Genomic DNA, 23,510 nt, shown 5'->3' on the forward strand with positions numbered 1-23,510 from the left:
GCGTCCGATCCGGCTCGATGGGGGACACATCCGAGCTCGGATCTTCGATGTGGGACGCGAACTGGGGGGAATCGGTCATGGCCGATCGGCACGAGAACAACTGGCAACCCGTCCGGCCATTGGACGACGACGTACCCGAAGAAGACGTAGCTCGCCCCACGGAATCCGAGCCGGTCGTTGTCTTAGGGGCGGCGGAGGCCACACCCGCACCGCCGCGGGAGCCCTTCAGATCGACCCCCATCACGATGCCGCCCGAAAGCATCGACAATTCGCCCGTGCCGCAGCCCGAGGCTGCCCACACATCGCCGCCGCTTCTTGCGCCTCGGGACGGTGAAGCCCACGGTGGCGCAGGTGGTGAGGCGGCGTCGGTCGCGGTGCCACCTGCCGGGATCGACAAGACCGTCGTCGCACCACCGAGGCCCGTGGAACCGCCGACGACTCCCGTGGTACCGACTCCTACACATGCGCCGCCCGTCGCATCAGGCCCGCCGCCGTCCCAGAATCCAGTGCCGCAGAATCAAGTTGGGCCGCAGAACTATTGGGCACCGCAGAACCAGGGCGGTCCGCATGGTCAGTGGCCGTCGGAGGGTCACTGGAATCCCCAGAATCAGTGGAACGGTCAGAATCAATGGGGTCCTCAGCCCGGCCAGTGGCCTGGGCCGGCGCATCAAAATCAGCAGCATCAAAATCAGCAGCATCAAAATCAGCAGTATCGGGGTCAGCCTCAGCAGGTTCGGCAAGGCCCGGGTGACGCGTTGATCGCCGCCCCGGGAGCGGTACCGACCGTCGGCCCGAGTCGGTCGGATGAGCAGCCGGTGCCCTCGCTCGATCTCGGCAGTTCGTTGCTCGTCCGATCAGGGAATGCGCCGCCGGTGGCAGGGTGGCGTCGGGCGCTGTATCTGATGTCGCGTGGTCGTCTGAATGCGGGCAACAGTGCTGCCCAGCAGCGACGCCTGGTTCTGACCGCGGAGGTGGATCGCCCTCTCGTCGGGTGCCATCGCGTCGCGGTGCTGTCGCTGAAAGGGGGCGTGGGCAAGACCACGACGACGGCCACACTCGGCTCGACGTTCGCCGAGATCAGGGGTGATCGGGTGATCGCCATCGACGCGAACCCCGATCGGGGAACGCTGGGGCAGAAGGTGCCGGCCGAGACGACCGCCACAGTCCGTAATCTGTTGCGCGACATCGAGTCTCTGGACCGTTACAGCGACGTCAGGGCTTACACGTCGCAGAACGTGCATCGACTGGAGGTGTTGGCGTCCGATTCGGATCCGGCGGCTTCGGAGGCATTCAGCGGTGAGGATTACGATCGCGCCGTGTCGCTGTTGGAGAAGTTCTACAGCATCGTCATCACGGACTGCGGCACCGGTCTGATGCACTCGGCCATGGAAAGCATTCTCGAGGGAGCCGACACGCTGGTGGTGGTCAGTTCGGGCTCGGTGGACGGCGTGCGGAGCGCGTCGGCGACGTTGGATTGGCTCGATGCGCACGGCTACCGCGAGTTGGTCGCTACATCGGTCGCCGTGGTCAACGGCGTTCGGCCTAGAGCTGGAAAAGTGGACCTGCACAAAGTCGTCGAGCATTTCGAGAAGCGGTGCGCGCGAGTGAGAACGATTCCGTTCGACCCACATCTCGAGGAGGGGGCGGAAATCGAACTGGATCGTCTTCGTGGGCGCACGCGGAAGGCACTGTTGGAAGTCGCGGCGGCGGTAGCGGCAGGTTTCCCCGACGCGCCCACCGCTGCCCACCGCAACTGAGAACTACCGAACCCTATTCGCTGGGTTCGGTGCCTGCCTCGGTCCCGTCTTTCCCTCCGCGGCGAGCTTCACGGTTGATTCGCCACAGAAAATCGGGATCGTCATCGGGTCCGACAGTGCGGGTGGGTGGAGCCTGTGTGCTGGGTCCGAATGCCTTCCAGAACAGCACGATGACTGCCACCAAGCCGATCAACGCCAATAGATAGATCACGACGCACCTCCTACTACGAGGGTAGCCGCGATGCAACACCCTCCGCACCCGTCGAGCGTCGAAGATTCCTGAGAATGTTCAATGAGTTCGAGCGGGTGCGGAGATCGAGGGTATTTCGTACGTCAGGACGTCCGAATCAGTGGTGTGCGCCGGCTTCCGTGGTCAGAGAGGTCAGCAGTTGCATGACCTCGGTCTCGCGGAATCGACGGTGCCCGCCCGGAGTGCGGAGCGATCCGAGGCGACCGGCGTGTGCCCAGCGTGTCACTGTCTTGGGGTCGACGTGAAAAAGCGCGGCTACCTGACCCGGCGTGAGAAGTGAGTCCTGAGCCTTGTGAAATGTGGGTGCGCTCATCTGTCGTGTCCTCCTACGATTCGGTTCGGTGCATATGCGTCGAACCGGAGATATCGGTCTGCTGCATTCGAACCCCATGGTTGCACTCGAACCCCTAGGTACTCGACTGATACAAGGCTGGTAAAGGGGAGGTAATGGACAAATCGGTCACGCCGGGGGTGGGTCGAGGTGCTTGCCGAGCCCGGTAAACTGGGACCCGTGAGTGACGCGACGAACGCCGACAGCAGCGAACCTACCAGCGGAAACGGCGCGAAAGGTAGGTCGGCGAAGAAGTCTCTCGCCGTGAACCTGGGTGTCTACACCTTCGCGCGCCTAGCGCTCGTCATCGTGATCGGCGCACTCATCGTCGGCATCGGTTTACTCTTCGGCGTCGAGGTTCCGGTACTCGTCGCCGCGATTTTCGCCGTGCTGATCTCGCTACCGCTGTCGCTGCTCCTGTTCAAGAACATGCGCATCCGCGTCAACGAGTCCATCGCAGCAGTCGACGAGGACAGGCGCACCGCGCGTGCTGATCTGCAGTCGAAGCTGCGCGGTGAAGACGGCAAGAAATGACCAGGACGGTCGATCACTCGGGGTCACGGGCATGGGTCGACAATGCAGTCCGGTTGATCGAGGCCGATTCCCAGCGCAGCGCCGACACACACCTGTTGCGATACCCCCTCCCCTCGGCCTGGGGAATCTCGCTGTACCTCAAGGACGAATCGACGCACATCACCGGCAGCCTGAAGCACCGACTGGCTCGGTCGCTCTTTCTGTACGCAATCTGCAACGGATGGGTCACCGAACGCACCACGGTGATCGAAGCCTCGTCGGGCTCCACTGCCGTCAGTGAGGCCTATTTCGCCGGACTGCTCGGACTGCAATTCGTCGCCGTGATGCCTCGGAGCACCAGCCCGGCCAAGATCGCACTCATCGAGTCCCACGGCGGGAGGTGTCATTTCGTCGATCAGCCCGGCGAGATGTACACCGAAGCGCATCGCCTCGCGGCCGAGCCGGACAGCCACTACATGGACCAATTCACGCACGCCGAACGAGCCACCGACTGGCGCGGTAACAACAACATCGCCGAGTCGATCTTCGACCAACTTCGGCTCGAGGAATGCCCCATTCCCGACTGGGTGGTCGTCGGTGCGGGGACCGGAGGGACCAGCGCCACCATCGGCCGGTACATCCGATATCGCAGGCATGCAACGCAATTGGCGGTTGTGGACCCCGAGAACTCGGCGTTCATCGGCGGCTACGAGTCCGGAGACGCGTGCTACGAGACAGGGCTGTCCTCCCGCATCGAGGGCATCGGCCGACCGCGCGTCGAACCCTCGTTCGTAGGCCAGGTGATCGATCGAATGATCGCAGTGCCCGACGCCGCCTCCGTGGCCGCCGCACGATTCACCTCGGACGCACTCGGCAAACGAGTGGGCGGATCGACGGGCACCAACATCTGGGGTGCCTTCGGATTGATCGCGGAAATGATCGCAGCAGGCCGCAGCGGGAGCGTGGTGACTCTGCTGTGCGACGGCGGAGACAGGTACACGCAGACCTACTTCGACGACGCCTGGGTTTCGAGTCAGGGTATGGATCTCGACGAACCGACCGCAGCCCTCGAAAAGTTCGTTCGTACCGGGGTGTTCTGAGGAGATCTACTTGCTCACCGCCAACGACGCCGCGGCAGTTGCAGCGGCGACGGTGACGACCGCCGGCCAGGCACTGATCTTCTTGGCCAGCGGGTGCGAGGCACCGAACGCGACGAGATAGGTCCCGAGCAGCACACCGGCGCGGGCCGAGCCCGAGGACTTCTGCCACCGGGTCGTGCATGCCACACCCGCAGCGGCCAGTACGGATCCGCCGAGCTGACGGTTGTGCGACTGCCGGGCGACGGCGAAGCCGCCGAGCAATCCACCGGCAGCGAGTGCGGACGTGGCGATCGAGCGTCGAGTGTCGTTGGTGGCCATGATCATCACCCTATCCGCGCCTGCACCCGCAGGCTCCTCGCCAGGTGGTCTCGTTGCTCGATAACCAAGCGCCGCAGGGCGGCCGGTGCCCACTCGTGCTCGGCCAGCCAGCTGTCCGCGGCTACCGTCGACGATTGCTGCGGGAACAGTCGGACGACGATGCGCCGTGCGATTTCGATGCTGCGCGAGGTCCACAACGACGCGATGGATTCGAAGTACCGGTCGTGGTAGCCCTGCGTCAGGTCCGGCCGGTGCCCGGCCCCGAAGCCGGTGATGAAGGCGTCGAGAACATCGTTGGACGCATCGTCGCGCTCGGTGATGGCAGCCCACGCCCTTGCCTTGACCTCGGCGTCGGGGATCGCCGTCGACGCAGCCGTGTGTGAGGTGCGTCCAGACGACGTGTTGTCGGAGGCCAGCTCTGCATCGAGCTCGGCCGAGGTCGCGTTTCCGGTCGCGGCCAGGGCCAGCCAGAACGACCAGCGCTGGTCGGGATCCAAGCGCAGACCTGGCACGGTCGCCGTGCCGTCGAGAAGTGCGCGTAGGTCTGCGGCGCGGGAGCCGTCGAGTTGGGCCGCGGCCGCGGTGGCTCGCGCCCACACCAACTGGGTATCGCTCCCTGGCTCACTCGCATGCAGCTGCGTCCACGACGCCTCGAGCCACTGCCGAGTGGGTTCGCGCCGTCGGTCCTCCGGGAGGTAATGCTCGAGGGCGTACGCCACATTGGCCGTGACTGCGGACAACAGACCGATCTTGGGCTCGTTGGGTGCGAATCTGGTTGCGATGTCGATGTATTCGAGTGCAGACAGCTCGGCGTCGCGGGTGGAGTTCCACAACGCTGACCACACCAGGCCCCGGGCGAGAGGGTCGACGATGCGATCGAGGTGGTTTCGTACGGTCGTACTGGAGCGCTCGTCGAATCGGATCTTGGCGTATGTCAGGTCGTCGTCGTTGAGCAGCACCAGCGCGGCCTCGGGAAGGTCGACCGGCGTTTGTTCCTCGGCGATGTCGAGTTCTCGTCGGTGGGTTCTCGTCAGATTTCCGGCCTCGTCGAGGTCGTAGAGCCCGACGGCAATTCGGTGAGGCCGCGGGTCCGTCTGCTCGATGGCATCGCCGGTGTAGCTGAGCGTGGAGACGCCGGTGGTCTGCAGCCATGCTGCAGCCCAGGTGTCGAGGTCGCGTCCGCTGGCGGTCGACATCTCGCTCAGCAGGTCCGTCAGAGTCGTGTTTCCGAAGGCGTGCGCGCGAAAGTAGTTGCGGGAGGCGGCGAAGAAGGCATCTGCGCCCACGAATGCCCCGAGTTGCTTGAGGACGCTCGCACCCTTGGCGTAGGTGATGCCGTCGAAGTTGAGCTTCGCGGCCTCGAGGTCGGTGATGTCGGCGACGATCGGGTGGGTGGTCGGAAGTTGGTCCTGCAGGTACGCCCACGCTTTTCGTCGGTTGGCGAAGCTGACCCAGGCGTCGGTGAATCGGGTCGCTTCGGCCGATGCGTATGCACCCATGAAGTCGGCGAAGGATTCCTTGAGCCACAGGTCGTCCCACCACTGCATCGTGACGAGGTCGCCGAACCACATATGCGCCATCTCGTGCAGGATCGTGTTCGCGCGGGCCTCGTACTGGGCTTCGGTTGCCGCAGAACGGAATACGTACGACTCGGTGAACGTGACGAGGCCGGGATTCTCCATCGCGCCGAGGTTGTACTCGGGGACGAAGATCTGGTCGTACTTTCCGAAGGGATACGGGTAGTCGAACTTGTCGTGAAAGAAGTCCAGGCCTCGTTTCGTGATGTCGAAGATGTCCTCGGCATCGAAGTACTCGGCGAGAGACGCCCGGCAATAGGCACCGAGGGGGACGGTGAGTTCGCCTCGCGTCCAGGATGATTGGACGCGATGATACGGGCCGGCCGCAACTGCGGTGATGTAGGTCGAGATCGGCAGGGTCGGCGCGAAGGTGGTGACCGTGTCGGCTGTGACTCCCTCGCGGTTCGACAGTACGGTCCATGTCGGCGGAGCCGTGACAGTGAGAGTGAAGGGAGCTTTCAGATCCGGTTGCTCGAAGTTCGCGAACACTCGGCGTGCATCGGCCGGTTCGTACTGCGTGTAGAGATAGACGTTGTCGTCGACGGGATCGACGAACCGATGCAGTCCTTCACCCGACCTGCTGTATCGTCCGCGCGCGCGAATCCGCACGATGTTGTGCTCGGTGAGCCCGACCAGTTGAATCCGTGAGCCGTCGTAGTCGACCGCCGTGTCGATACCGTTGACGGTCACTTGGTCTACTGCCGCACCGATGAAGTCCACCCAGGTCGCAGCGGTGGTCGCGTCGAATTCGATGGTCGTCACGGTCTCGAAGGTGTCGAGGTCTGCGTCCTCTGCGCGCAGGAGATCGAGGTGAACGCGGTACTTCACCCCGCCGATGTGGCGCGATCGCCTGCGAGTTTCGGTCCGGGTCAGATTCGCGGTGCTCACCGAACCAACCCTAGGCGATCGGTTTTCACAGGGTCGGCGCGGTGAAGTAGTGGTTTCCGAGAGGGTCGACGATATGCAGGACTCCTTCCGGGAGTAATTCGGTGCGCCAGAGCTTCCGTGTTTTGAGGTTGTGGTGGAGCCGACAGCGCGGGCCGATGTTCGTCCGGATCGTCCATCCCCCTCGTTCCGGATTCTGCCGATCGAATTCGACGATGTGGTCTAGGTCGCACCGTTCCGAAGGCACGTTGCAGCCAGGATGCAGGCAGTACGGATGTTCGGCGCGAACCTGCGCGGCAAGGGCTCTGCTCGGCGCATAGGTCAGTGCCCCCGGCGGCGGAATCGTCATGCCTCCGTGGCCGTCGGGGTGTAGGGCGTGGGCGCCGCGAGGGTTGTTCTCGACGATGGCACGCCAGCGTTCGATCAACGTCCCTCCGCCCGGTCTCGATCGAGCCGCTGTATCGGGTGGCGGTGCGTCGCGTGTTGGTGCGTCGGGTGGCGGTGCGTCGGGTGCTGGTGAGACGGGCGGTGGTGTGTCGGGTGGCAGCGGGCCCGTCAGTGCCCTGCTCAGTGGCTCCCTCGTTGGGTGCTCGGACCCCGGCCGTGCGGAACCCGAACCCTCGGTGGCTGTTTCACTGGTTGCATCGGCTTTCGCGTCCGCTTGTTCGGGCATTGCTGCCATCGGCTCACAGTGTTCGGGAGCCTCGGCATCTGCGACGTCACCCCGAGAGGTCAGGCATGTCGAGCACTCGCACAGCAGTGTCTCGCCGCGCATCAGTGCGGTCTGTGCGTCGCCTCGTCGTTGATCGTCCGAACGTGGATCCTCGGGGTGCAAGCGGGAGACTTCGGCATCGATTCGCGAAAGCTGTTCGTCGGCTTCGCCATCGGTCATCACCGTGGTGAGGCTCGACAGCCCTCGTGCCCGTCGACGAACCCGGACGCGCTTCTCGGTTCGCGCGGCACGTGTGCGTACCGCGCGGTCCCACTCGGCATCGGCCTCGATGAGCAGTCGGTCGATCTCGCGACCCAGGGGGCCCGGTGCCATCTCTCCGGCAGCTTTGAGAACCTCGGCTTCGATGGCGACGATTGTCTCCGGACGCGCATGAAGCAGATGGTCGTGGATCGTTTTGACTCGCTCTTTGTCGAGTGATCCGTTGATGAAACTGTTCCGTACGAGGGGACGTAGCTGACGCCACATCTGAAGCTTGTTGTGAATGGCGGCGAAGGTGGACGACGTTGCCGCGGCCAGCTCGCAGATCGCCGAGCTGTAGAGATCCTTCTCGGTCACTCCTGTGTCCCACGGCGAGGCGCATGCCGTTCGGCCGCGAACGTACTCGTCCATGAGCGCTAGTTCCGATGCGGCAGCGGCGTTTATCGTCCGGCGCGCACCGAGGACGTCGGCGAGTGCAGAGTGATCGTCCGCCATCCACGTCGACTCACGTAGCCCCATGTCACCCCCCAGCGACGAAGGGCCGAACACGTATTCGACCCGTTGCCGAGAAGTGTAGAACCTGCCACCGACAAGTTTTGCCGCCGATGCAGGACGGTGTCTCTTCGCAGTGACAACTTCATTTGCATGCAACGCCGCTACGCTCGTCATCACGTGCAGTGCAAGCCCGGAGGCGGCGCAATGAATACCTTTCAGAAGTCGGCAGCAGCGTTCAACAAGATTTTTGTGGTCGTCATGAGGGCGCCGGTGCTCGACAGGGTTCTCGGACGGTCGATGGGGATTCTGACCTACACCGGCCGCAAGTCCGGCAAGAAGTTCTCACTGCCGGTGGCCTACAAGCGAACAGGCAATCACGTGAAAGTTGCCGTGGCCGTGCCGGACAAGAAGAACTGGTGGCGGAATTTCGAGAAAGACGGCGGACGGGTCGATGTCGACCTCGGCGGCGTCCATCATTCCGGCCTGGCCGTGGCGACTCGCGACGATCGTGGGCGAGTAACTGTCGACATCGACTTGGAGCGCTGAGTACGTCGTAGCCCTCGGCCGTCCACGAACCCTACGATGGCGCCATGAACTTTTTGATTCGGCTCGTGATCAATGCCGTTGCAATCTGGGTTGCCAAGGAATTCGTGGATGGCATCACTGTCACCAGCTCGGGGCGCGGCGATGGGTGGGACATCGTGGTCCTGCTCGGTATCGCGGCTGTGTTGACGGTTGTCAATGCGTTCATCAAGCCGCTGGTGCAGCTCATGTCGCTGCCGCTGCTGATTCTGACGCTCGGGTTGTTCACTCTCGTGATCAACGCGTTGATGCTGTTGTTGACGGGTTGGTTGTCGTCGCAGACCGGCTACGGCCTCGAGATCGTCGGGTTCGCCGCGGCGTTCTGGGGCGCGATCATCATCTCGATCGTGAACTTTCTGCTGGGCGCGTTCGTTCCCGACAAGCGCTAGGCGAAGGCCAACGCCACGCCGGTGCTCGCTCCCCAGACGAGCATCGCTAGGCCCGAATCGCGCAGTGCCGGAATCAGTTCGAATCCGTGAGCGCCCTTGCGTACCGGGGAGTTGGCGCGTGCGGCGAAGGGGAGCGCGAGCAGGCCCACCAGCGCCCATGGAGTGCGGGCAATCAGTGCCACCGTCATCGCGAACGGCACCACCAGTAGCGCGAGATGCAGGTAGCGAGTGCGCATGTCACCCAATCGCACTGCCAGCGTGAGCTTTCCGGATTCGGTGTCGGTGGGGATGTCGCGAAGGTTGTTGGCGACGAGTACTGCGCTGGAGAACGATCCGACGGCTACTGCAGCCAATACGCCTGCCCAATCGATCTGCTCGGCTTGTACGAACTGGGTGCCCAGTACCGCGACGAGACCGAAGAACACGAACACGGCTATCTCGCCGAAACCGCTGTATCCGTACGGCTTCGAGCCGCCGGTGTAGTACCAGGCACCGGCGATGCAGACGAGTCCGACGATGACCAGCCACCAGGCGCTGGTCGCTGCCAGAACCAATCCGGCCACTGCACCGACTGTGAAGCAACCGATGGCGGCCTTCTTGACGGCACCGGCGGACGCAGCCTTCGAGCCGACCAGTCTCAGTGGCCCGACTCGGTCGTCGTCGGTGCCCCGGATTCCGTCGGAGTAATCGTTGGCGAAGTTGACGCCGACGATCAGAGCCAACGAGACGACCAACGCCAGCAGCGCCTTCCACCACACTCCTCCGTCCAGCGACAGGGCCGCGCCGGTGCCGACGAGGACGGGGGCGATCGCATTCGGGAGCGTGCGCGGTCGCGCACCTTCGATCCATTGCGCTGTGGTGGCCATGAGCGACGATCTTTCCGTATCTGTCCGACGGGTGAGAACGCGGCCGGTCAGAACGGCAGGCGTGGCAATACCGGCAACGGGATGACAGGCATCTGGACCCCGGGAATCTGTGGCAAGGGCACCGTGGGTGCGGGCGGAGGTGCCGGCGGGTAGTAGTGCGGCTGCTGATACTGCACGTAGGGCGCGGAATTTGCGGCGGCCGGCGCCGGTGCGGTGGTTGTCGGTGGGGGAGGAGGGATGTCGGGAAGCGGTGCCGGCGTGGTCGTCGTCGTGCTGGTGCTCGACGGCCTGGTGGTTTGCGACACTGATTCACCGACGCTCGACGGAGTGCTCAGCGGTTGACCCTCGTCGCTGGATCCGAGTGCCGTGAACAGTCCGATGGCGGCAAGGACGCCGGCGATCGGAAGTGCGATCATGCCCAGTCGCGCCAGGGCTGGACGGTGCGAGACGAGGGGCGGCACGTGGGTGGCGTCGACGTGGGCGGCGTGCACCGCGGCACCGCCGGCGACGACGAGCTCGGGCCGGTCCGGGACCACGACCGGTAGCTGCAGGAAGCGTTCGAGGGTGGCCCGGACCAGCGGAATGTTGGACGTGCCGCCGATCGCGACGACGGCGTCGGGGTAGAACTCGGCCTCGCGGCCGAGTCGGCGCACTGTCTCGGCGGCCTGCTCGGTGGAGCGTGCGATGGACAACTCGAAGATGTGCCGCTCGAGGAGGATGTGCTCGCCATCGGGGGTGCTGGTGGTCAGGTGCGAGGACAGCGCTTCCTTGATACCGCGGCAGAAGGCCGTCAGCGCACTGTCCTCGTCCGGAGATTGGGGCGCACGCACTATGCCGAGTCCGAGTATGTGCTCTCGGACCACCGCGTCGAAGGAGGCACCGCTCATGGCGGTGGTCCGCGCGGAACCGTAGGAGCGGCCGGATTCGACGTCCACGATGTCGACGTCGACACCGGTCTCGCCCGCGTCGAACAGCGCGATGGTCCGGTGGTGGGAGGGGAGCCCTGGGCGCAGGTACTCCATGGCCGCGCCGGTCTTGTCGATGAGGTGGACGTCGGAGACGTACTCCTCGGCCAGTGCGTCGGCGATCTGGGTGCGTTCCTCGGGGGTGCGATAGGCGACGCCGAGAGATTGGGGCGCGTCCGGACTGTCGACGATGCCGCGGACGACGCGCGCGACGTCGGATGCCGTGGGGGAGAACTGCCAGTCGTCGAATGGGGTGCCGTCGGTCCATGCACCGTCTTCGGTGGTCCGCGCCGTGCGAATGCCGCACGTGCCCAGGGACACACCCACTGACGAACGCATCGCTTCTCCGGCCTCTCCATTTCGATGACGGTGTTCGGGTCTGAAGAACTCGCCCTCATGACAGGCGACGTGGACACTGTACCGTCTCGCGGTTTGGTTAGAAGCTCGAAACAATCCGAAGGTCAGCTCTGTGGAGTTGCATCATCGATCTACGATCTGGTGGCCGTCGCGCTTGCGTCCGCTGTTCGGCCAGGTCAGAGCGGGAGTGAGGTCTCCGTCAGGCCGACGCCGCCCGTGCCGCGCAGCTTTCGGAACCATTCGGTGCCGAAGGTGGAGGCGAGGTCCTCGACGGACATCTGCAGAAACGGTCCGAAGTCACCGACCTGTGTTTCGTGGGCTTCCATTGCACCCCGTTTCGCGTTCATGACGCTGGAGACGTCGACCACCGTCGTGATCTCGGTTTCCGGCAGACCGAACGTGTCCATGTCCGGCGGTGACGCCTCCTCACCCCAGTGCGGATTGGCCTCCATCAGTCGGCGCATGTGGTCGCGGTTGGTGGTGGTCTCGTAGACGAATCGAGTGTCGGCGATCTCGGTGGCGCGCTTGCCGACGACGTGAACCTGGATGTGGTCGGGGTGCCCGTAACCACCGTTCGGGTCGTAGATCGTCACGACGTCCGCCTGCTCTTCGAGCAATACGTCGGCCAACCGTTGCGCTGCGGTGTCGACGTCGACGTTGCAGAAGGCGTCCGGGTTCGCATTCTCCGGAGTACCGGCCATTCCGGAATCGGCGTAGTGCAGCCGCACGATGCGGGAGACTCCGAGAACGGCTGCCGAACGATCCAGCTCGACGCGTCTGCGCTCGGCCAGTGTCTCACCGTCGGTGAGGATTCCGTCTGGAAACTCACCGAGGGCACCGTCGGTCGCGGTGACCAGGACGACGCGGTGGCCGGCATCGGCGGCGAGCCGCATGACTCCGCCGGTGCCGAATACTTCGTCGTCGGGATGCGCGTGGAAGCAGACCAGAACACTCATGCGGTGAATGCTTGCATGTCGAAGAGGGTGCGGCCCAGTCGGCGGGCAAATACGATCTGCGGATGACCACACAGCGGTCGGCCGCGATTCGTTCGTATTGGCAGGACTCACGAGCGGATCGGTACTGCCGCGCACTGCATCCCGTCGGGATTTTCTTCGCTCTGGTGTTCTTCGCGCTGTCCATGACTCCGTCGCTGCTGCCCAGGGCCTGGTATCTGCAGGCGGTGGCCACCGGAATCAGCGTCGCGATCGGATACGGCGTGGGTTGCCTGATCGCGTGGGTGGTCCGGATCTGTGGAGTATCACCCGACTGGTCGGAGCAGTGGCGTCGACGCGGGTGGTGGGCGCTGGCCGTGGCCGCGGTGGTGGTGATTCCGCTGTTCCTGATCCTGGGATCGTGGTGGCAGCAGATCGTCCGCAAGCTCGTCGGTGTGGAGGATCCCGGGAGGCCGCTGTACATCGCGGTGCTGGTGGTCTCGCTGGTGGTTGCCGTGGGAGTGCTCGCCTTGGGTCGTCTGCTGCGGCGAGCCACCCGTGCGTTGACTCGATGGGGCAAGCAGTACGTGCCGAGGCCGGTCGCGAGGATCGCGAGCGTGATCGTCGTAGCCCTGTTGGTGGTGTTCGCCGTCAACGGCGCGCTGATTCGCGGCATCGTGGCGGTCGCGGAGAGATCGGCCTCCACTGCGGACCGCGGCAACCACGAGGGCGTCGAGAAGCCCACCGCGGCCGAACTGTCGGGTTCGGATGCCTCGAACGAGGAGTGGGATTCCCTGGGGCAGGAGGGTCGACGCTTCGTCGTGTCCGGGGTATCGCCGGACGAGATCAGCGAGTTCACCGGAAGACCTGCGGTGCAACCGATCCGTGCCTACGCGGGCGTGGAGTCCGCGGACACCGTCGAAGGTGTCGCCCAGCGGGTGGTGGCAGAGCTCGACCGTACCGGGGCATTTTCTCGCGCTGTGCTCGGTGTCGCGACGACCACCGGGCGCGGGTGGGTGAACGAGAACGTCGCTCGCCCTCTGGAATACCTGTACGACGGTAACTCGGCGATCGCGTCGATGCAGTATTCGTTCCTGCCGAGCCCGATGGCATTTCTCGCCGACCGCCAGACTCCCCAGGATGCCGGACGGGCCCTCTTCGAGGCGGTGTACGAGGTGTGGAGCGAACTCCCCGAGGATTCGCGACCGAAGCTGGTGTTGTTCGGCGAGAGCCTCGGTGCCTACGGCGGACAGGATGCGTTCAGCGGCGCGCAGGACATGATCGCGCGCATCGACGGTGCCCTGTGGGTCGGCAACCCGAACTTCACCCCGCAGTGGGCCCGCATCACCGGTGGGCGCGACGCCGGATCCCGCGAGATCCTGCCTGTCATCGACGGTGGCGAGCACGTTCGTTTCGCCAGCTCGTCCGGTGACCTCGACATCGGCGGACAATGGGAAGAGCCCCGAATCGTCTACTGGCAGCACGCATCCGACCCCATCGTGTGGTGGTCGCCGGATCTGATCCTGAACCGGCCCGACTGGCTACGAGAACCCCGCGGCGCGGACGTCGATCCCGGAGTGCAGTGGTTCCCGTTCGTGACCTTCTGGCAGTTGACGTTCGATCAGGTCTTCTCCACGAACGTCGACGACGGCCACGGCCACAGCTACGGAGCCGACGCGGTGAACATGTGGGCCGACATCCTCGAGCCTGCCAACTGGTCCGAGTCCGACGTCGAGCGGTTGTACGAGAAAATGGCGGGCTGAGGCGTCGGCTGCTCGGTCGTTCGCCCACCCACCACCGGCGCAAATGCGCGCGCGTTTGCCGAACGCGCGCAGGTTCGCTACCTGCCGGCCGACGACTTCGCGCGCACCTGACGAACGCGCGCGCATTCGTGCGTGAGGCGTTCGTGCGTGAGACAGTGCAGCCATGCCGCCTGCCTCTGCCGGTCGACCCAGCGCTGACAACGACCTGTCGACAGTTCTCGCGCTGGAACGAGAGCTGCAGACTGCGGAGTGTCGACGCGATCGCGAGAGGCTTGCCCTCCTGCTCGCCGACGACTTCACCGAAGTCGGAGCCTCGGGAACGGTGTGGGACAAGTCGTCGATACTCGACTTGCTCGGCAGCGAAAGCCCCGTCGAGATCGAGGTGATCGAACCGATCGGACGGGTAATCGGTGCAGATTGTGTTCTGCTGCAGTGGATTTCGAGAACACCCGATGCGCGAGCTCGCAGAACCTCGCTGTGGCGACGCACGAACAGCGGTTGGGAATTGGTGCACCATCAAGGCACGCCGCTCGAGTGAGCGCTCCGGGGCAAATGCGTGCGCGTTTGCTGAACGCGCGCAGTGTCGCCACCTGTTCGCTGACCAGTCCGCGCGCACCTGACAAACGCGCGCGCATTTGCGGTCTAACCGGAACCGCTGCGCTCAATCCGGAACCGCTGCGCTCAATCCGGAACCGCAGTGCTCAACTCGAGACCGCTGCGCTCGGTCGGAACTCCCCAGTCACTCAGCGTTTTTCCAGCACCGTTCGCAGTTTCGCCCGATTCAGTTTTCCCGGCCCTCGTGTCGGCAGTGAGTCGAGGAGGAACAATTCTCGGGGTGCCGCGGTGATGTCCAGCGAAGCGGCGACGTGGGAGCGCAAGTCCGCCAATGTCACCGGGGCGCGGGCCACTACCGCGACCACCACTTTCTGGCCCAGGCGCTCGTCGGGCAGTCCCACGACGGCGCATTCGAGCACCGCGGGGTGGGTGGCCAGTGCAGCCTCGACGACCTGCGGCACGACGGTCAATCCGCCGGTCGAGATTGCCTCGTCGAGTCGCCCCGAGATGCTCAGAACGCCGTCGGCGATGGTTCCGGCGTCGTCGGTGCGGAACCATCCCGGTTCGGCGAAGGCCGGGTGGTCGGGCAGTCCGCGGTATCCCGAGGCCAGGGTCTTTCCCCCCAACACGACCCTGCCGTCGTCGATGCGAACCACCGTGTTGCGCAGTGCAACTCCGTCGTACACGCAGCCGCCGGCCGTTTCGCTCATTCCGTAGGTCCGCACCAATCGGATTCCCGCGTCGTGTGCCTTCGTCCGCAACGGCATCGGTGTTGCCGCCCCGCCCAACAACACAGCATCGAGCGAGGCCAACGCAGCCACGGCCTCGGGGATCTCGAATGCCTTCACCAATTGCCCTGGAACCAGCGACGTGTAGCGCAGGGGCCCCGACATCCGGCCGATCGCGTCGATCAGAGCGGTGGGATCGAAACCTCTCGACACGTCCATGATGACGGGCGAGGTTCCGGCGAGCACACTGCGTAGCAGCACCTGCATTCCGGCGATGTGGTGCGCGGGCAGCGCCAGCAGCCACGACCCCGGTCCGCCGAGTCGCTCCTCGGTGGCCGTTGCCGACGCCACCAGCGCAGCGGCCGACAGCATCGCTCCTTTGGGAATGCCCGTCGTTCCGGAGGTCGCGACGACCAGCGCGACGCCGTCGTCGATGGGTGTTCCCGGTGCCAAGGCGTCGTGCAGGCGCTCGGTCTCACGCGGATCGTCGGCCGGCACGGGAAGCAGGGCCGGGCCGTCGCCGGCGAGCATGCGGCTCAGCTGCGGCATGATGTTCGCCGCTGCCGGTCCCGACGGAATGGATACGCTCTCGAGCACGGACTCGAGGCTAGTCGCTGGGCTCGAACCAGGACGGGCGCACCTGTCGGCCCGGCGGTTGTCACCCGACGTCGAGTTGCTGTGGAACAGTGGAACATCGTGAAGGGATCGGGCATGGACGACGCGGTGTGGGCAGCTCTGTCGTACTTCGATTCCGTCGATCCCGCGCTCGCCGCCGATGCGCGCCTGGGGTGGGACGGTCTGGTCGAGGTGTCTCCGCCCGCGGGCCCGACGCAACATTCCGTGCAGACCTACCTGTGGGTGTATCTGCGCCACGCGGCCGAGGGGCCCGATCGTGCGGTCGACATCGCCCGTGCGCTCGGCGATCTACTCGACCGCCTCGGACGCGTCGGATACGCGGAGATCGCTCGGAGCGGCGTCACCGAGGAACTCGTGCGGATCTCCGACGACGCCGTGTGGTTGCAGCACTACCGCGCCGCCACCGAACAATCGGGTATCGGTGCCGTCGATACCGATCTCGTCACCTGGCAGGACGCTCCTACCGGCGTCGAGCGGGCCATCGTCGAGAAGATCGGCGAGACGTTGGAAGTCGCGACCATCGCCGGTGAGTTCGAGCCGTCCAAGCCCGGTGGGCGACCGCTCGGCACCAACGCGCAGGCCATGCGCCGACGCGGCGTCACCGATGCTGTGCTGACGTCCGATCGAGGTAAGGACGACTCCGAGGCCGTCCTGCTCGAGCAGCTTCTCGACCACCGCATCGACCTGTGGAGCAACTACAGCGCACCGCGGGCCGAGCTGTATCTGGGGCTGCGCGAGACGCTGCACGAGGCCGCCCAGCCCGTGTACGGCTGCGTGCGCAGGCTGAGAGCTTCATCGGATGCATCGGCGACGGTGTCGGGTTGACCGACGCCGGGTATCTGCCGGACGAGCTGGTGGCGAGCATTGCGACCACGGTGTTTCCTCCGGCCGAACGCCCCTTGCACATCGGCCGCGAACTCGACACAGAGAAAGTACTGACTGTCCGACGCCTCCTGATGAGGGTGCGTCTGCTGCGTCGTTCCGCCGGGCGGTTGGTGCCGACGGCGCGTACACGGCAGCTCAGCTCCGACGGGCTCTGGCGCGTGCTGACCGCAGGCATCGTCGGCACCGAATATCACCCGGACACGATTGCCGCCGAGGTGGTTCTGGCCCGGATGATCGTCGGTCACGAGGTCACCGACGTGGACGCGACAGCAGACGACCTCGCGCGTCTGCTGCGCGCCGAAGGGTGGACCCATTCCGGCGAGGAGCCCGCTGCCGAGCACGCCGAGCCGTTGGCGCGGACCCTGATTGCCGAACTGGGTGCCCTCGGAGCGTTCGAGCCGACGGAACCGGGCGCGTCGGGACCGGGTGTTTCGGGACCGGAGCCGTCCGGTTCGGTGGCGACCGAGGAAGGCAAGCGACTCGCCGCAGCCGTGCTGCGGCATCGGCTGCTGCACACGCGCTATCCGTCGTTGTGACCGCTCCAGGTTGGGCTATCGGTCGAAACTGCAGATCCGGCACGGTTAAACTCGCCTGGATCCGGTTCCAGAACGGGCCCGGCTGGTCGTTGCGAGGTGATGCCGGTGGACGGTGAGGTCGCGGACCCCGCGCGCTCCCAGTCTCGCCGGCAGAGCGACTCCGCCCGTCGTTACCTCGATTTCGAGGCGACGACGCCTGCTCTGCGATCGACGGTCGAATTCGCCGCACGCAGCGTCGGATTCGCTATCGCACAGCTCAACGTGCTCGATGAAGACACTCAGTACACGCTGGTCAACATTGGTGGACCGCCGGTGTCCACCGTCGTGCGAGCCGACACCCTGTGCGACGACGTGGTGCGTTCCGGCGAACCTGCAGTCGTGGCGCACGGTCGCGTGCACGCCACCACTCGGCAGCGCGCCATTCTCGACGAGAACGGCATCGCGTCGTACGCGTCGGTTCCGCTGCGTGGGCGAGAGGGCCTGGTCATCGGCACCCTCTGCCTGCTCGATCGCACGCCCCGTCCGCTCTCCGGTGAGCAGATGCAGGAACTCGAACAGTTCGCGTCGGTGCTCGAGGAGCAGCTCGATCTGCATCGCCGCGTCGGATCCGGCGTCATCCGGTTGGGCAGCGACAACGACATCGCCGACTCCATCGCCGACGGTCACATCGTGCCCTGGTTCCAATCGATCGTGGACTTGCGCACCGAGGAGATCGTCGGCTTCGAGGCATTGGCGCGGTGGCACCACCCCACCAGGGGGATGGTGGTGCCGGCGGATTTCGTACCGTTCGCCGAGGCCAGCGAACTGATCATCGACGTCGACCTCAGCGTGCTCACCCAGGCCGCTGCCGAAATGAAGAAGTGGCACGTCCACCGTCCGGACCTGCGACTGACCGTCAACATTTCCGGACGCCACCTCGCCCATCCCGACGGTGTCAGTCAGCTGCAGCGTGCCATCGCGTCCTCCGGGGTGTCGCCGTCGTCGATCTCGCTCGAGCTCACCGAGACCACTGCCGTGACGCCGGGGCCGCTGCTGCGCAGGCATATCGACGACGTGCACCGGCTCGGCTTCCGGGTGTTGCTCGACGATTTCGGCTCGGGCTGGTCTTCGCTCGAACGACTGGTGACGCTGCAGCCCGACGGCATCAAGATCGACGGGCACCTGACGAGGTTCGTCGACACCGTGGCCGGACGTGCCATGATCAGGTCGTTGGCCGGAGTGGCGAAGGATCTCGATCTGACGATGATCGTCGAAGGCATCGAAAGTCGCGAACAAGCCGACGCGGCCCTCGAACTCGGTTGCACGCTGGCGCAGGGATATCTGTGGTCGCGGCCGCAGTCGGCAACGGCAGTACTTCGCACGATCGCCGACGCCGCGAAAGACCGCTAGCGGTTGTCCTTTCGCAACGGGTGATCCTGTGGAATCTGCACCAGCACGATGGGAATCCCGTCCGGATCCTCGATCCACATCTCGATCAGACCCCACGGCTCGGTTCGCGCCTCACGGACGATCTCGATGCCGGCTGCGGTCAATTCCTTTGTAGCAGAACCGATATCGCGTACCTGCAGCCACAGGGCACCGGAGAACGGCCCCGATTCTTCGCCGCGATGGTGCGCAGCGACCTCGATCAGGCCCTGCCCCGCGAAGAACACCGTCCCACCGGGGTATTCGCGACACACCGCCAACGAGAGACCGTCACGGTAGAACTCGAGAGTCCTCTCGTAGTCGACCGGCCGAAGAATTGTCCGAGAAGCGAGTATGTCCACCCCGCATGGATACCACGATCACCCGCAGGCTCCACTCCTGCCGACCCACGATCACCCGCAGGCTCCACTCCCGCCGACCCATGATCCTTCCGCAGGCTCCACTCCTGTCTTTCTCACAGTTCGGTCGTCGCGATTCGGTTGCCGCCCGCGGCCTTCGCCTCGTACATCATCGAGTCCGCGACCCGCGTTGCCCGCGTCACGATGTCGAGGTTCTGGTCCCACACGGGCGAATCCGCGTGCAGAATCGCGGCCCCCACACTGACCGTCACCGCGATGGGATCCTCGGGATCGCGAAGCGCTCGGCGTACCCCGTGGACCAGAGCATCGATGTGGAGCCGTGACGTCGACACGACGGCGAGATACTCCTCTCCGCCGGTGCGCGCGATGACGCCGTAGTCACCCAGGTGTGCTCGCAGACGCTCGGCGACCCGCACGATGACCGCGTCGCCTTCCTCGTGCCCGTACATGTCGTTGACGGATTCGAAGCGGTCGATGTCGATCATCACCGCCGCCGAGCACTGATCCTTCTCTCGGCCGAGTGGCCACACCTCGTCGATGGCCGCGTCGAGACCACGACGATTGCGCAGACCGGTGAGCGGATCGAGCAACGAATTGCGGGCATCGTCGGTCAACATGGTGATGAGCAGATGCGACACCAACGGAACGCCGGCGATCGCGAGCAGTACGACGTGCGTCCGGAAGATCAGTGAGGCGGTGTCGACCTCCCCACCGGAGTGCGTGGCCGCCGCGGCGACGAGGGTGCACGCCACCGCGAACACCAGGTGCGCGAGCAGCCAGCGTGGACTGAGGCAGAACGTGCAGAACGTCCCGATCACCGCGAACAGCGTGCAGGTCAGGAGCGCGTCCGCGAGTGGGTTGATCGCTATCGCCGACGCGGTTCCGAGGTCGGCGAAGACTGCGAACGCCACCACCCCGAGTCGGCCGGGAAACGGTCTGGTGATCCACGCCGCGCTGACGGCCACGACCATGACTGCCAGACCTGCTTTCCAGGCGACGGCGACCGGGCTGCGTGAGGTGTCCTCCGAGAACAGCGACACCACCGCCAGCACGCCGAAGTTGAGCGTCAGGAATGCCATCACCCACCGGACGATCTTTCCGGCGGGCCGGGAGTTCTGGAAGTCCGCCATCCAGCGGTAGTCGTAGGGCTGGGTGAACCAGGCGCGTACAGCGCCCACAACACTGTGGTGGTTTCGGCGGTGCGACGTCGAAATCACCAGTGGGTCAGAAGTATCGGGGGAAGGGAGACCAGTCGGGCTCGCGCTTGTCGAGGAAGGCGTCGCGACCCTCCACCGCCTCGTCGGTCATGTAGGCCAGGCGTGTCGCTTCACCGGCGAACAGTTGCTGACCCACCAGGCCGTCGTCCTGCAGGTTGAAGGCGTACTTCAGCATTCGTTGTGCCTGAGGTGATTTCGCGTTGATCTTCGCAGCCCACTCGATTGCCGTGTTCTCGAGCTCTGCGTGATCGACCACCTTGTTCACTGCGCCCATACGGTGCATCTCCTCGGCCGAGTACGTCTCGCCGAGAAAGAATATCTCCCGGGCGAACTTCTGACCGACCATCTTGGCCAAATACGCACTGCCGTAACCACCGTCGAAGCTGCCGACGTCCGCGTCGGTCTGCTTGAACCGGGCATGCTCGCGGCTGGCGAGGGTCAGATCGCACACCACGTGCAGGCTGTGGCCGCCGCCCGCTGCCCAGCCGTTGACCAAGCAGATGACCACCTTGGGCATGAAGCGGATGAGGCGCTGCACCTCGAGGATGTGCAGGCGCCCGGCGCGGGCCTTGTCGACGGTGTCGGCGGTCTCTCCGTCTGCGTACTGGTAGCCGCTGCGTCCGCGAATGCGCTGGTCACCGCCGGAGCAGAAGGCCCACCCGCCGTCCTTGCTGCTCGGCCCGTTGCCGGTGAGCAGCACGGTCCCCACATCGGAGCTCACCCGAGCATGTTCGAGCGCGCGGTAGAGCTCGTCGACGGTGTGCGGCCGAAACGCGTTGCGAATCTCGGGACGATCGAACGCAACCCGGACGGTCGCGTCGGACACGTGCCGGTGATACGTGATGTCGGTCAGGTCCTCGAAGCCGGGAACGGGACGCCACAGTGCTGGGGTGAAGGTCACGGGCGTCAGCTTAGTGTGGGCCGACGCCGGATCAGGGCTGGGTCCGTGCCGACCGGTCGGTGCAGCTAGCGTGCAGTCATGACCGACCCGATCGAACTGGACCGCGACTACGACCATCACGGAGGCTTCCCGCGTTTCGTGCCTGCGAAGGTGGGGCCGGAGTACGGGCAGCTGCTCGAGGCGCTGCGCACGGTACAGGACCTCGCGGTATCGACTTCGTTGCCGGCCGAGGTCACCCAGGCGGCGGCCGACAAAGCCCGGGAACTGATCGAGCTGTTGACCCCGCACGTGGTGGCCGAGGGCCGCCAGACCGCCGGTCGCGTTCCGCGTCTGCCGGGTCGAGGTTCGCTGCTGTTGATGCCGTGGATCATCGAGAAGATCGACGCCGACGGTGTCCGTAGTCGGGGCATGTTCCGTCGTTTCCATCTCGGGGGTAACTCCGCAGCGCACGGCGGCACCCTGCCACTACTGTTCGACGACCTCTTCGGCCTCATCCAGCACGCGTACGGCAGGCCCATCAGCCGGACGGCGTATCTGCACATCAACTACCGCAAGGTGACGCCGCTCGATACCGAGCTGGTCGTCGAGGGTGCGGTGGATCGGGTCGAGGGACGCAAGACGTTCATCAACGCCCGGCTGACCGATCTGGACGGCAACCTGTTGGCCGACTGCGAGGCGTTGATGGTGCAGCTGCTCCCGGGGCAGCAATGATTCCCCCGATCGACGATGTGCTCGACGGTGCACACGTGCTCTCGCTGCCGATGCGCACCAAGTTCCGTGGCATCACCACCCGTGAGGTGATGTTGATGCGCGGGCCCGCCGGTTGGGGTGAATTCTCACCGTTTCCCGAGTACGACGACGCGGAATCGGCCCCGTGGTTGGCGTCGGCGATCGAAGCCGCGTGGGACGGCCCGCCGAGTCCGCTGCGCCGACGCATCCCGGTGAACGCGACGGTTCCGGCGGTAGCGGCTTCGGACGTGGCGTCGGTGCTGAGCCGGTTCCCCGGGGCCGAGACGGCGAAGGTCAAGGTGGCCGAGAAGGGGCAGACCCTCGCCGACGACGTCGCCCGGGTGCGCGCGGTGCGCGAGTTGGTTCCGCGGGTACGGGTCGACACCAACGGGGGTTGGAGCGTCGACGAGGCTGTTGCGGCTCTGGCCGCCCTGACCGCCGACGGTCCACTCGAGTACGCCGAGCAACCGTGCGCGTCCGTGCCGGAGTTGGTCGAAGTGAGGCGTCGGGTGCGCGGGGTGCGGATCGCTGCCGACGAGAGCATTCGCCGGGCGGAGGATCCGATGAAGGTAGTCCGTGCAGGCGGAGCCGACGTCGCGGTGCTCAAGGTCGCTCCGCTCGGTGGAATGCGGGCGCTGCTCGAGCTCGCAGGTGAACTGGGGGAGTACGGCGTGCCGGTGGTGGTGTCGAGTGCGCTCGATTCGGCCGTCGGTATCTCGGCCGGGTTGGCCGCAGCTGCTGCGCTGCCGCATCTCGAATTCGCCTGCGGTCTGGGGACAGGCGCACTGTTCGTTCGAGACGTTGCACCCGCGCCCGAGGTGATCGACGGAACGTATCCGGTCGGCAGCCTCGAACCCGACGCCGAGGCCCTGATCGAGCTCGATGCGGACGCCGATCGCACGCAGTGGTGGATCGATCGAGTTCGGCGCTGCCACGCCCTTCTGCGGTAGTCTTGCGCCCGGTCCGCGTGGGGCCGCTGACACATCTGGGAGGAACTTCGAAGTGGTTGCTGCACTCAAGGATTCACTGCTCGACGAGTCCAAGGCCGACGCGCTGCGCGTCGATGTCCTGGCACTGATCGACGCCGAGGTCGCAGACAAGAAGGGTGCGAGCGGGCTCGCGGTCAAGGGGGGATACGGCGCGGTGAAGAAGGTCGGGCCGTCGTACATCGACAACGCGGTCTCGGCTCTGTGGCCCGACTTCGTCGACAAGCTCGACCCGTTCTGGCAGTCGTACAACGCTGCACCGCAGGGCACGTTCGGTCAGTACCTGGCCGCCAACGGCGACGCCGCCTCCGACGCACTGCTCTCGGTCACCGATGCCCGCATCGAGGAAACCGACAAGTCCGTCGTGAAGAAGTTCTACGGCAGCCTGCGTGGCTCGGCGAAGAAGAACGTCACCGAGGCACTGCCTCGGGTGGGTGACCTGGTCGCCAAGCACGCCTGAGCGGCTTCGCCGCAGGTGAGCAGAAACTCGTGACGGGTTCACGTGGTCGTCGCAACGAGCAGTCGTTTGTTGTACTCCTCGA

At 65.3% G+C, this 23,510-nt stretch carries 25 protein-coding genes; 13 read left to right on the forward strand and 12 right to left on the reverse strand.

Features of this window, described 5'->3' with window-relative positions; genetic code table 11:
• Window positions 1-77 precede the first annotated feature (77 nt).
• Window positions 78-1,757, forward strand: a complete 1,680-nt coding sequence (locus tag QM590_RS16945; RefSeq protein WP_411741353.1) for a nucleotide-binding protein — start codon at window positions 78-80, stop codon at window positions 1,755-1,757.
• Window positions 1,758-1,770: 13 nt separating this feature from the next.
• Here QM590_RS16945 and QM590_RS16950 read toward each other — a convergent pair whose 3' ends face one another.
• Together QM590_RS16950 and QM590_RS16955 are read right to left on the reverse strand one after the other, a co-directional pair.
• Window positions 1,771-1,968, reverse strand: coding sequence for a hypothetical protein (locus QM590_RS16950; protein ID WP_032393904.1), 198 nt, complete (start codon window positions 1,966-1,968; stop codon window positions 1,771-1,773).
• Between the two features lie 136 nt (window positions 1,969-2,104).
• Window positions 2,105-2,320, reverse strand: a complete 216-nt coding sequence (locus QM590_RS16955) for a BldC family transcriptional regulator (RefSeq protein ID WP_037187021.1) — start codon at window positions 2,318-2,320, stop codon at window positions 2,105-2,107.
• Between the two features lie 198 nt (window positions 2,321-2,518).
• Here QM590_RS16955 and QM590_RS16960 point away from each other — a divergent pair, with 198 nt between their 5' ends.
• Window positions 2,519-2,872 carry a DUF4229 domain-containing protein gene (locus QM590_RS16960; RefSeq protein ID WP_082899469.1) on the forward strand — a complete coding sequence of 118 codons (354 nt, stop codon included), beginning with the start codon at window positions 2,519-2,521 and terminating at the stop codon, window positions 2,870-2,872.
• Complete coding sequence (gene cds1 / locus QM590_RS16965; protein ID WP_269595751.1) at window positions 2,869-3,951, forward strand: L-cysteine desulfhydrase Cds1; 1,083 nt, start codon at window positions 2,869-2,871, stop codon at window positions 3,949-3,951. Before QM590_RS16960 ends, cds1 begins: the two co-directional genes overlap by 4 nt.
• 6 nt (window positions 3,952-3,957) lie before the next feature.
• On the opposite strand, the gene QM590_RS16970 is transcribed toward cds1, so the two are convergent.
• From QM590_RS16970 to QM590_RS16980, 3 genes are read right to left on the reverse strand one after another with little or no spacing between them, the layout of a single operon-like run.
• Window positions 3,958-4,269: a hypothetical protein gene (locus QM590_RS16970; RefSeq protein WP_269595752.1), complete on the reverse strand. Its 312-nt coding sequence runs from the start codon at window positions 4,267-4,269 to the stop codon at window positions 3,958-3,960.
• 5 nt (window positions 4,270-4,274) lie between these two features.
• Window positions 4,275-6,734, reverse strand: coding sequence for an aminopeptidase N (gene pepN, locus QM590_RS16975; protein ID WP_269595753.1), 2,460 nt, complete (start codon window positions 6,732-6,734; stop codon window positions 4,275-4,277).
• 25 nt (window positions 6,735-6,759) lie between these two features.
• A complete protein-coding gene (locus QM590_RS16980) occupies window positions 6,760-8,157 on the reverse strand; it encodes an HNH endonuclease signature motif containing protein (RefSeq protein WP_269595754.1) in 1,398 nt (465 codons plus the stop codon).
• Window positions 8,158-8,361: 204 nt separating this feature from the next.
• Here QM590_RS16980 and QM590_RS16985 point away from each other — a divergent pair, with 204 nt between their 5' ends.
• Both QM590_RS16985 and QM590_RS16990 read left to right on the forward strand, forming a co-directional pair.
• Window positions 8,362-8,703 carry a nitroreductase/quinone reductase family protein gene (locus QM590_RS16985; protein WP_269595755.1) on the forward strand — a complete coding sequence of 114 codons (342 nt, stop codon included), beginning with the start codon at window positions 8,362-8,364 and terminating at the stop codon, window positions 8,701-8,703.
• Between the two features lie 44 nt (window positions 8,704-8,747).
• Complete coding sequence (locus QM590_RS16990; protein WP_037187032.1) at window positions 8,748-9,128, forward strand: phage holin family protein; 381 nt, start codon at window positions 8,748-8,750, stop codon at window positions 9,126-9,128.
• Here the strand turns inward: QM590_RS16990 and QM590_RS16995 are convergent.
• The 3 genes from QM590_RS16995 to QM590_RS17005 all read right to left on the reverse strand — a co-directional run bounded on the left by QM590_RS16995 (window position 9,125) and on the right by QM590_RS17005 (window position 12,272).
• On the reverse strand, window positions 9,125-9,994 hold the full coding sequence (locus QM590_RS16995) for a 1,4-dihydroxy-2-naphthoate polyprenyltransferase (protein WP_269595756.1): 870 nt from the start codon (window positions 9,992-9,994) through the stop codon (window positions 9,125-9,127). The two genes, QM590_RS16990 and QM590_RS16995, sit on opposite strands and share 4 nt — an antisense overlap.
• A 47-nt stretch (window positions 9,995-10,041) precedes the next feature.
• Window positions 10,042-11,298, reverse strand: coding sequence for a DUF7159 family protein (locus tag QM590_RS17000; RefSeq protein ID WP_269595757.1), 1,257 nt, complete (start codon window positions 11,296-11,298; stop codon window positions 10,042-10,044).
• A gap of 194 nt (window positions 11,299-11,492) precedes the next feature.
• Window positions 11,493-12,272 (reverse strand): PIG-L family deacetylase, encoded by a 780-nt coding sequence (locus QM590_RS17005; protein WP_269595758.1) that lies wholly within the window; start codon window positions 12,270-12,272, stop codon window positions 11,493-11,495.
• Window positions 12,273-12,334: 62 nt separating this feature from the next.
• Between QM590_RS17005 and QM590_RS17010 the strand changes: the two genes are divergently transcribed.
• Complete coding sequence (locus QM590_RS17010) at window positions 12,335-14,011, forward strand: alpha/beta hydrolase (RefSeq protein WP_269595759.1); 1,677 nt, start codon at window positions 12,335-12,337, stop codon at window positions 14,009-14,011.
• A gap of 163 nt (window positions 14,012-14,174) precedes the next feature.
• Complete coding sequence (locus tag QM590_RS17015; protein ID WP_269595760.1) at window positions 14,175-14,549, forward strand: nuclear transport factor 2 family protein; 375 nt, start codon at window positions 14,175-14,177, stop codon at window positions 14,547-14,549.
• A 205-nt stretch (window positions 14,550-14,754) separates the two neighbouring features.
• On the opposite strand, the gene menE is transcribed toward QM590_RS17015, so the two are convergent.
• Entirely contained in the window at window positions 14,755-15,843 is a 1,089-nt protein-coding gene (menE, locus tag QM590_RS17020) for an o-succinylbenzoate--CoA ligase (RefSeq protein WP_269595773.1), read from the reverse strand.
• A 147-nt stretch (window positions 15,844-15,990) separates the two neighbouring features.
• Between menE and QM590_RS17025 the strand changes: the two genes are divergently transcribed.
• The 3 genes from QM590_RS17025 (at window position 15,991) to QM590_RS17035 (ending at window position 18,740) form a co-directional block, all read left to right on the forward strand.
• Entirely contained in the window at window positions 15,991-16,755 is a 765-nt protein-coding gene (locus QM590_RS17025; RefSeq protein WP_269595761.1) for a hypothetical protein, read from the forward strand.
• Window positions 16,752-17,351: a hypothetical protein gene (locus QM590_RS17030; RefSeq protein ID WP_269595762.1), complete on the forward strand. Its 600-nt coding sequence runs from the start codon at window positions 16,752-16,754 to the stop codon at window positions 17,349-17,351. The genes QM590_RS17025 and QM590_RS17030 overlap by 4 nt, the downstream gene beginning before the upstream one ends.
• A gap of 105 nt (window positions 17,352-17,456) precedes the next feature.
• A complete protein-coding gene (locus QM590_RS17035; protein WP_269595763.1) occupies window positions 17,457-18,740 on the forward strand; it encodes a sensor domain-containing phosphodiesterase in 1,284 nt (427 codons plus the stop codon).
• On the opposite strand, the gene QM590_RS17040 is transcribed toward QM590_RS17035, so the two are convergent.
• From QM590_RS17040 to QM590_RS17050, 3 genes are all read right to left on the reverse strand, one after another.
• The gene (locus QM590_RS17040) at window positions 18,737-19,117 is read right to left on the reverse strand and encodes a VOC family protein (RefSeq protein ID WP_269595764.1); all 381 of its coding nucleotides are present in this window, start codon (window positions 19,115-19,117) and stop codon (window positions 18,737-18,739) included. The two genes, QM590_RS17035 and QM590_RS17040, sit on opposite strands and share 4 nt — an antisense overlap.
• A 113-nt stretch (window positions 19,118-19,230) precedes the next feature.
• On the reverse strand, window positions 19,231-20,313 hold the full coding sequence (locus QM590_RS17045; RefSeq protein ID WP_269595765.1) for a GGDEF domain-containing protein: 1,083 nt from the start codon (window positions 20,311-20,313) through the stop codon (window positions 19,231-19,233).
• Window positions 20,314-20,359: 46 nt separating this feature from the next.
• Window positions 20,360-21,253 (reverse strand): 1,4-dihydroxy-2-naphthoyl-CoA synthase, encoded by an 894-nt coding sequence (locus QM590_RS17050; RefSeq protein ID WP_068046296.1) that lies wholly within the window; start codon window positions 21,251-21,253, stop codon window positions 20,360-20,362.
• Window positions 21,254-21,331: 78 nt separating this feature from the next.
• Here QM590_RS17050 and QM590_RS17055 point away from each other — a divergent pair, with 78 nt between their 5' ends.
• From QM590_RS17055 to QM590_RS17065, 3 genes are read left to right on the forward strand one after another with little or no spacing between them, the layout of a single operon-like run.
• The gene (locus QM590_RS17055) at window positions 21,332-21,964 is read left to right on the forward strand and encodes a PaaI family thioesterase (protein WP_068046293.1); all 633 of its coding nucleotides are present in this window, start codon (window positions 21,332-21,334) and stop codon (window positions 21,962-21,964) included.
• Window positions 21,961-22,932, forward strand: a complete 972-nt coding sequence (locus QM590_RS17060; RefSeq protein ID WP_269595766.1) for an o-succinylbenzoate synthase — start codon at window positions 21,961-21,963, stop codon at window positions 22,930-22,932. Before QM590_RS17055 ends, QM590_RS17060 begins: the two co-directional genes overlap by 4 nt.
• Window positions 22,933-22,984: 52 nt before the next feature.
• Complete coding sequence (locus QM590_RS17065; protein WP_037187084.1) at window positions 22,985-23,428, forward strand: DUF6918 family protein; 444 nt, start codon at window positions 22,985-22,987, stop codon at window positions 23,426-23,428.
• The last annotated feature ends 82 nt before the right edge of the window (window positions 23,429-23,510 follow it).

Source organism: Rhodococcus sp. IEGM 1372 (genome assembly GCF_030056835.1).
Classification (GTDB): Bacteria; Actinomycetota; Actinomycetes; order Mycobacteriales; family Mycobacteriaceae; genus Rhodococcoides.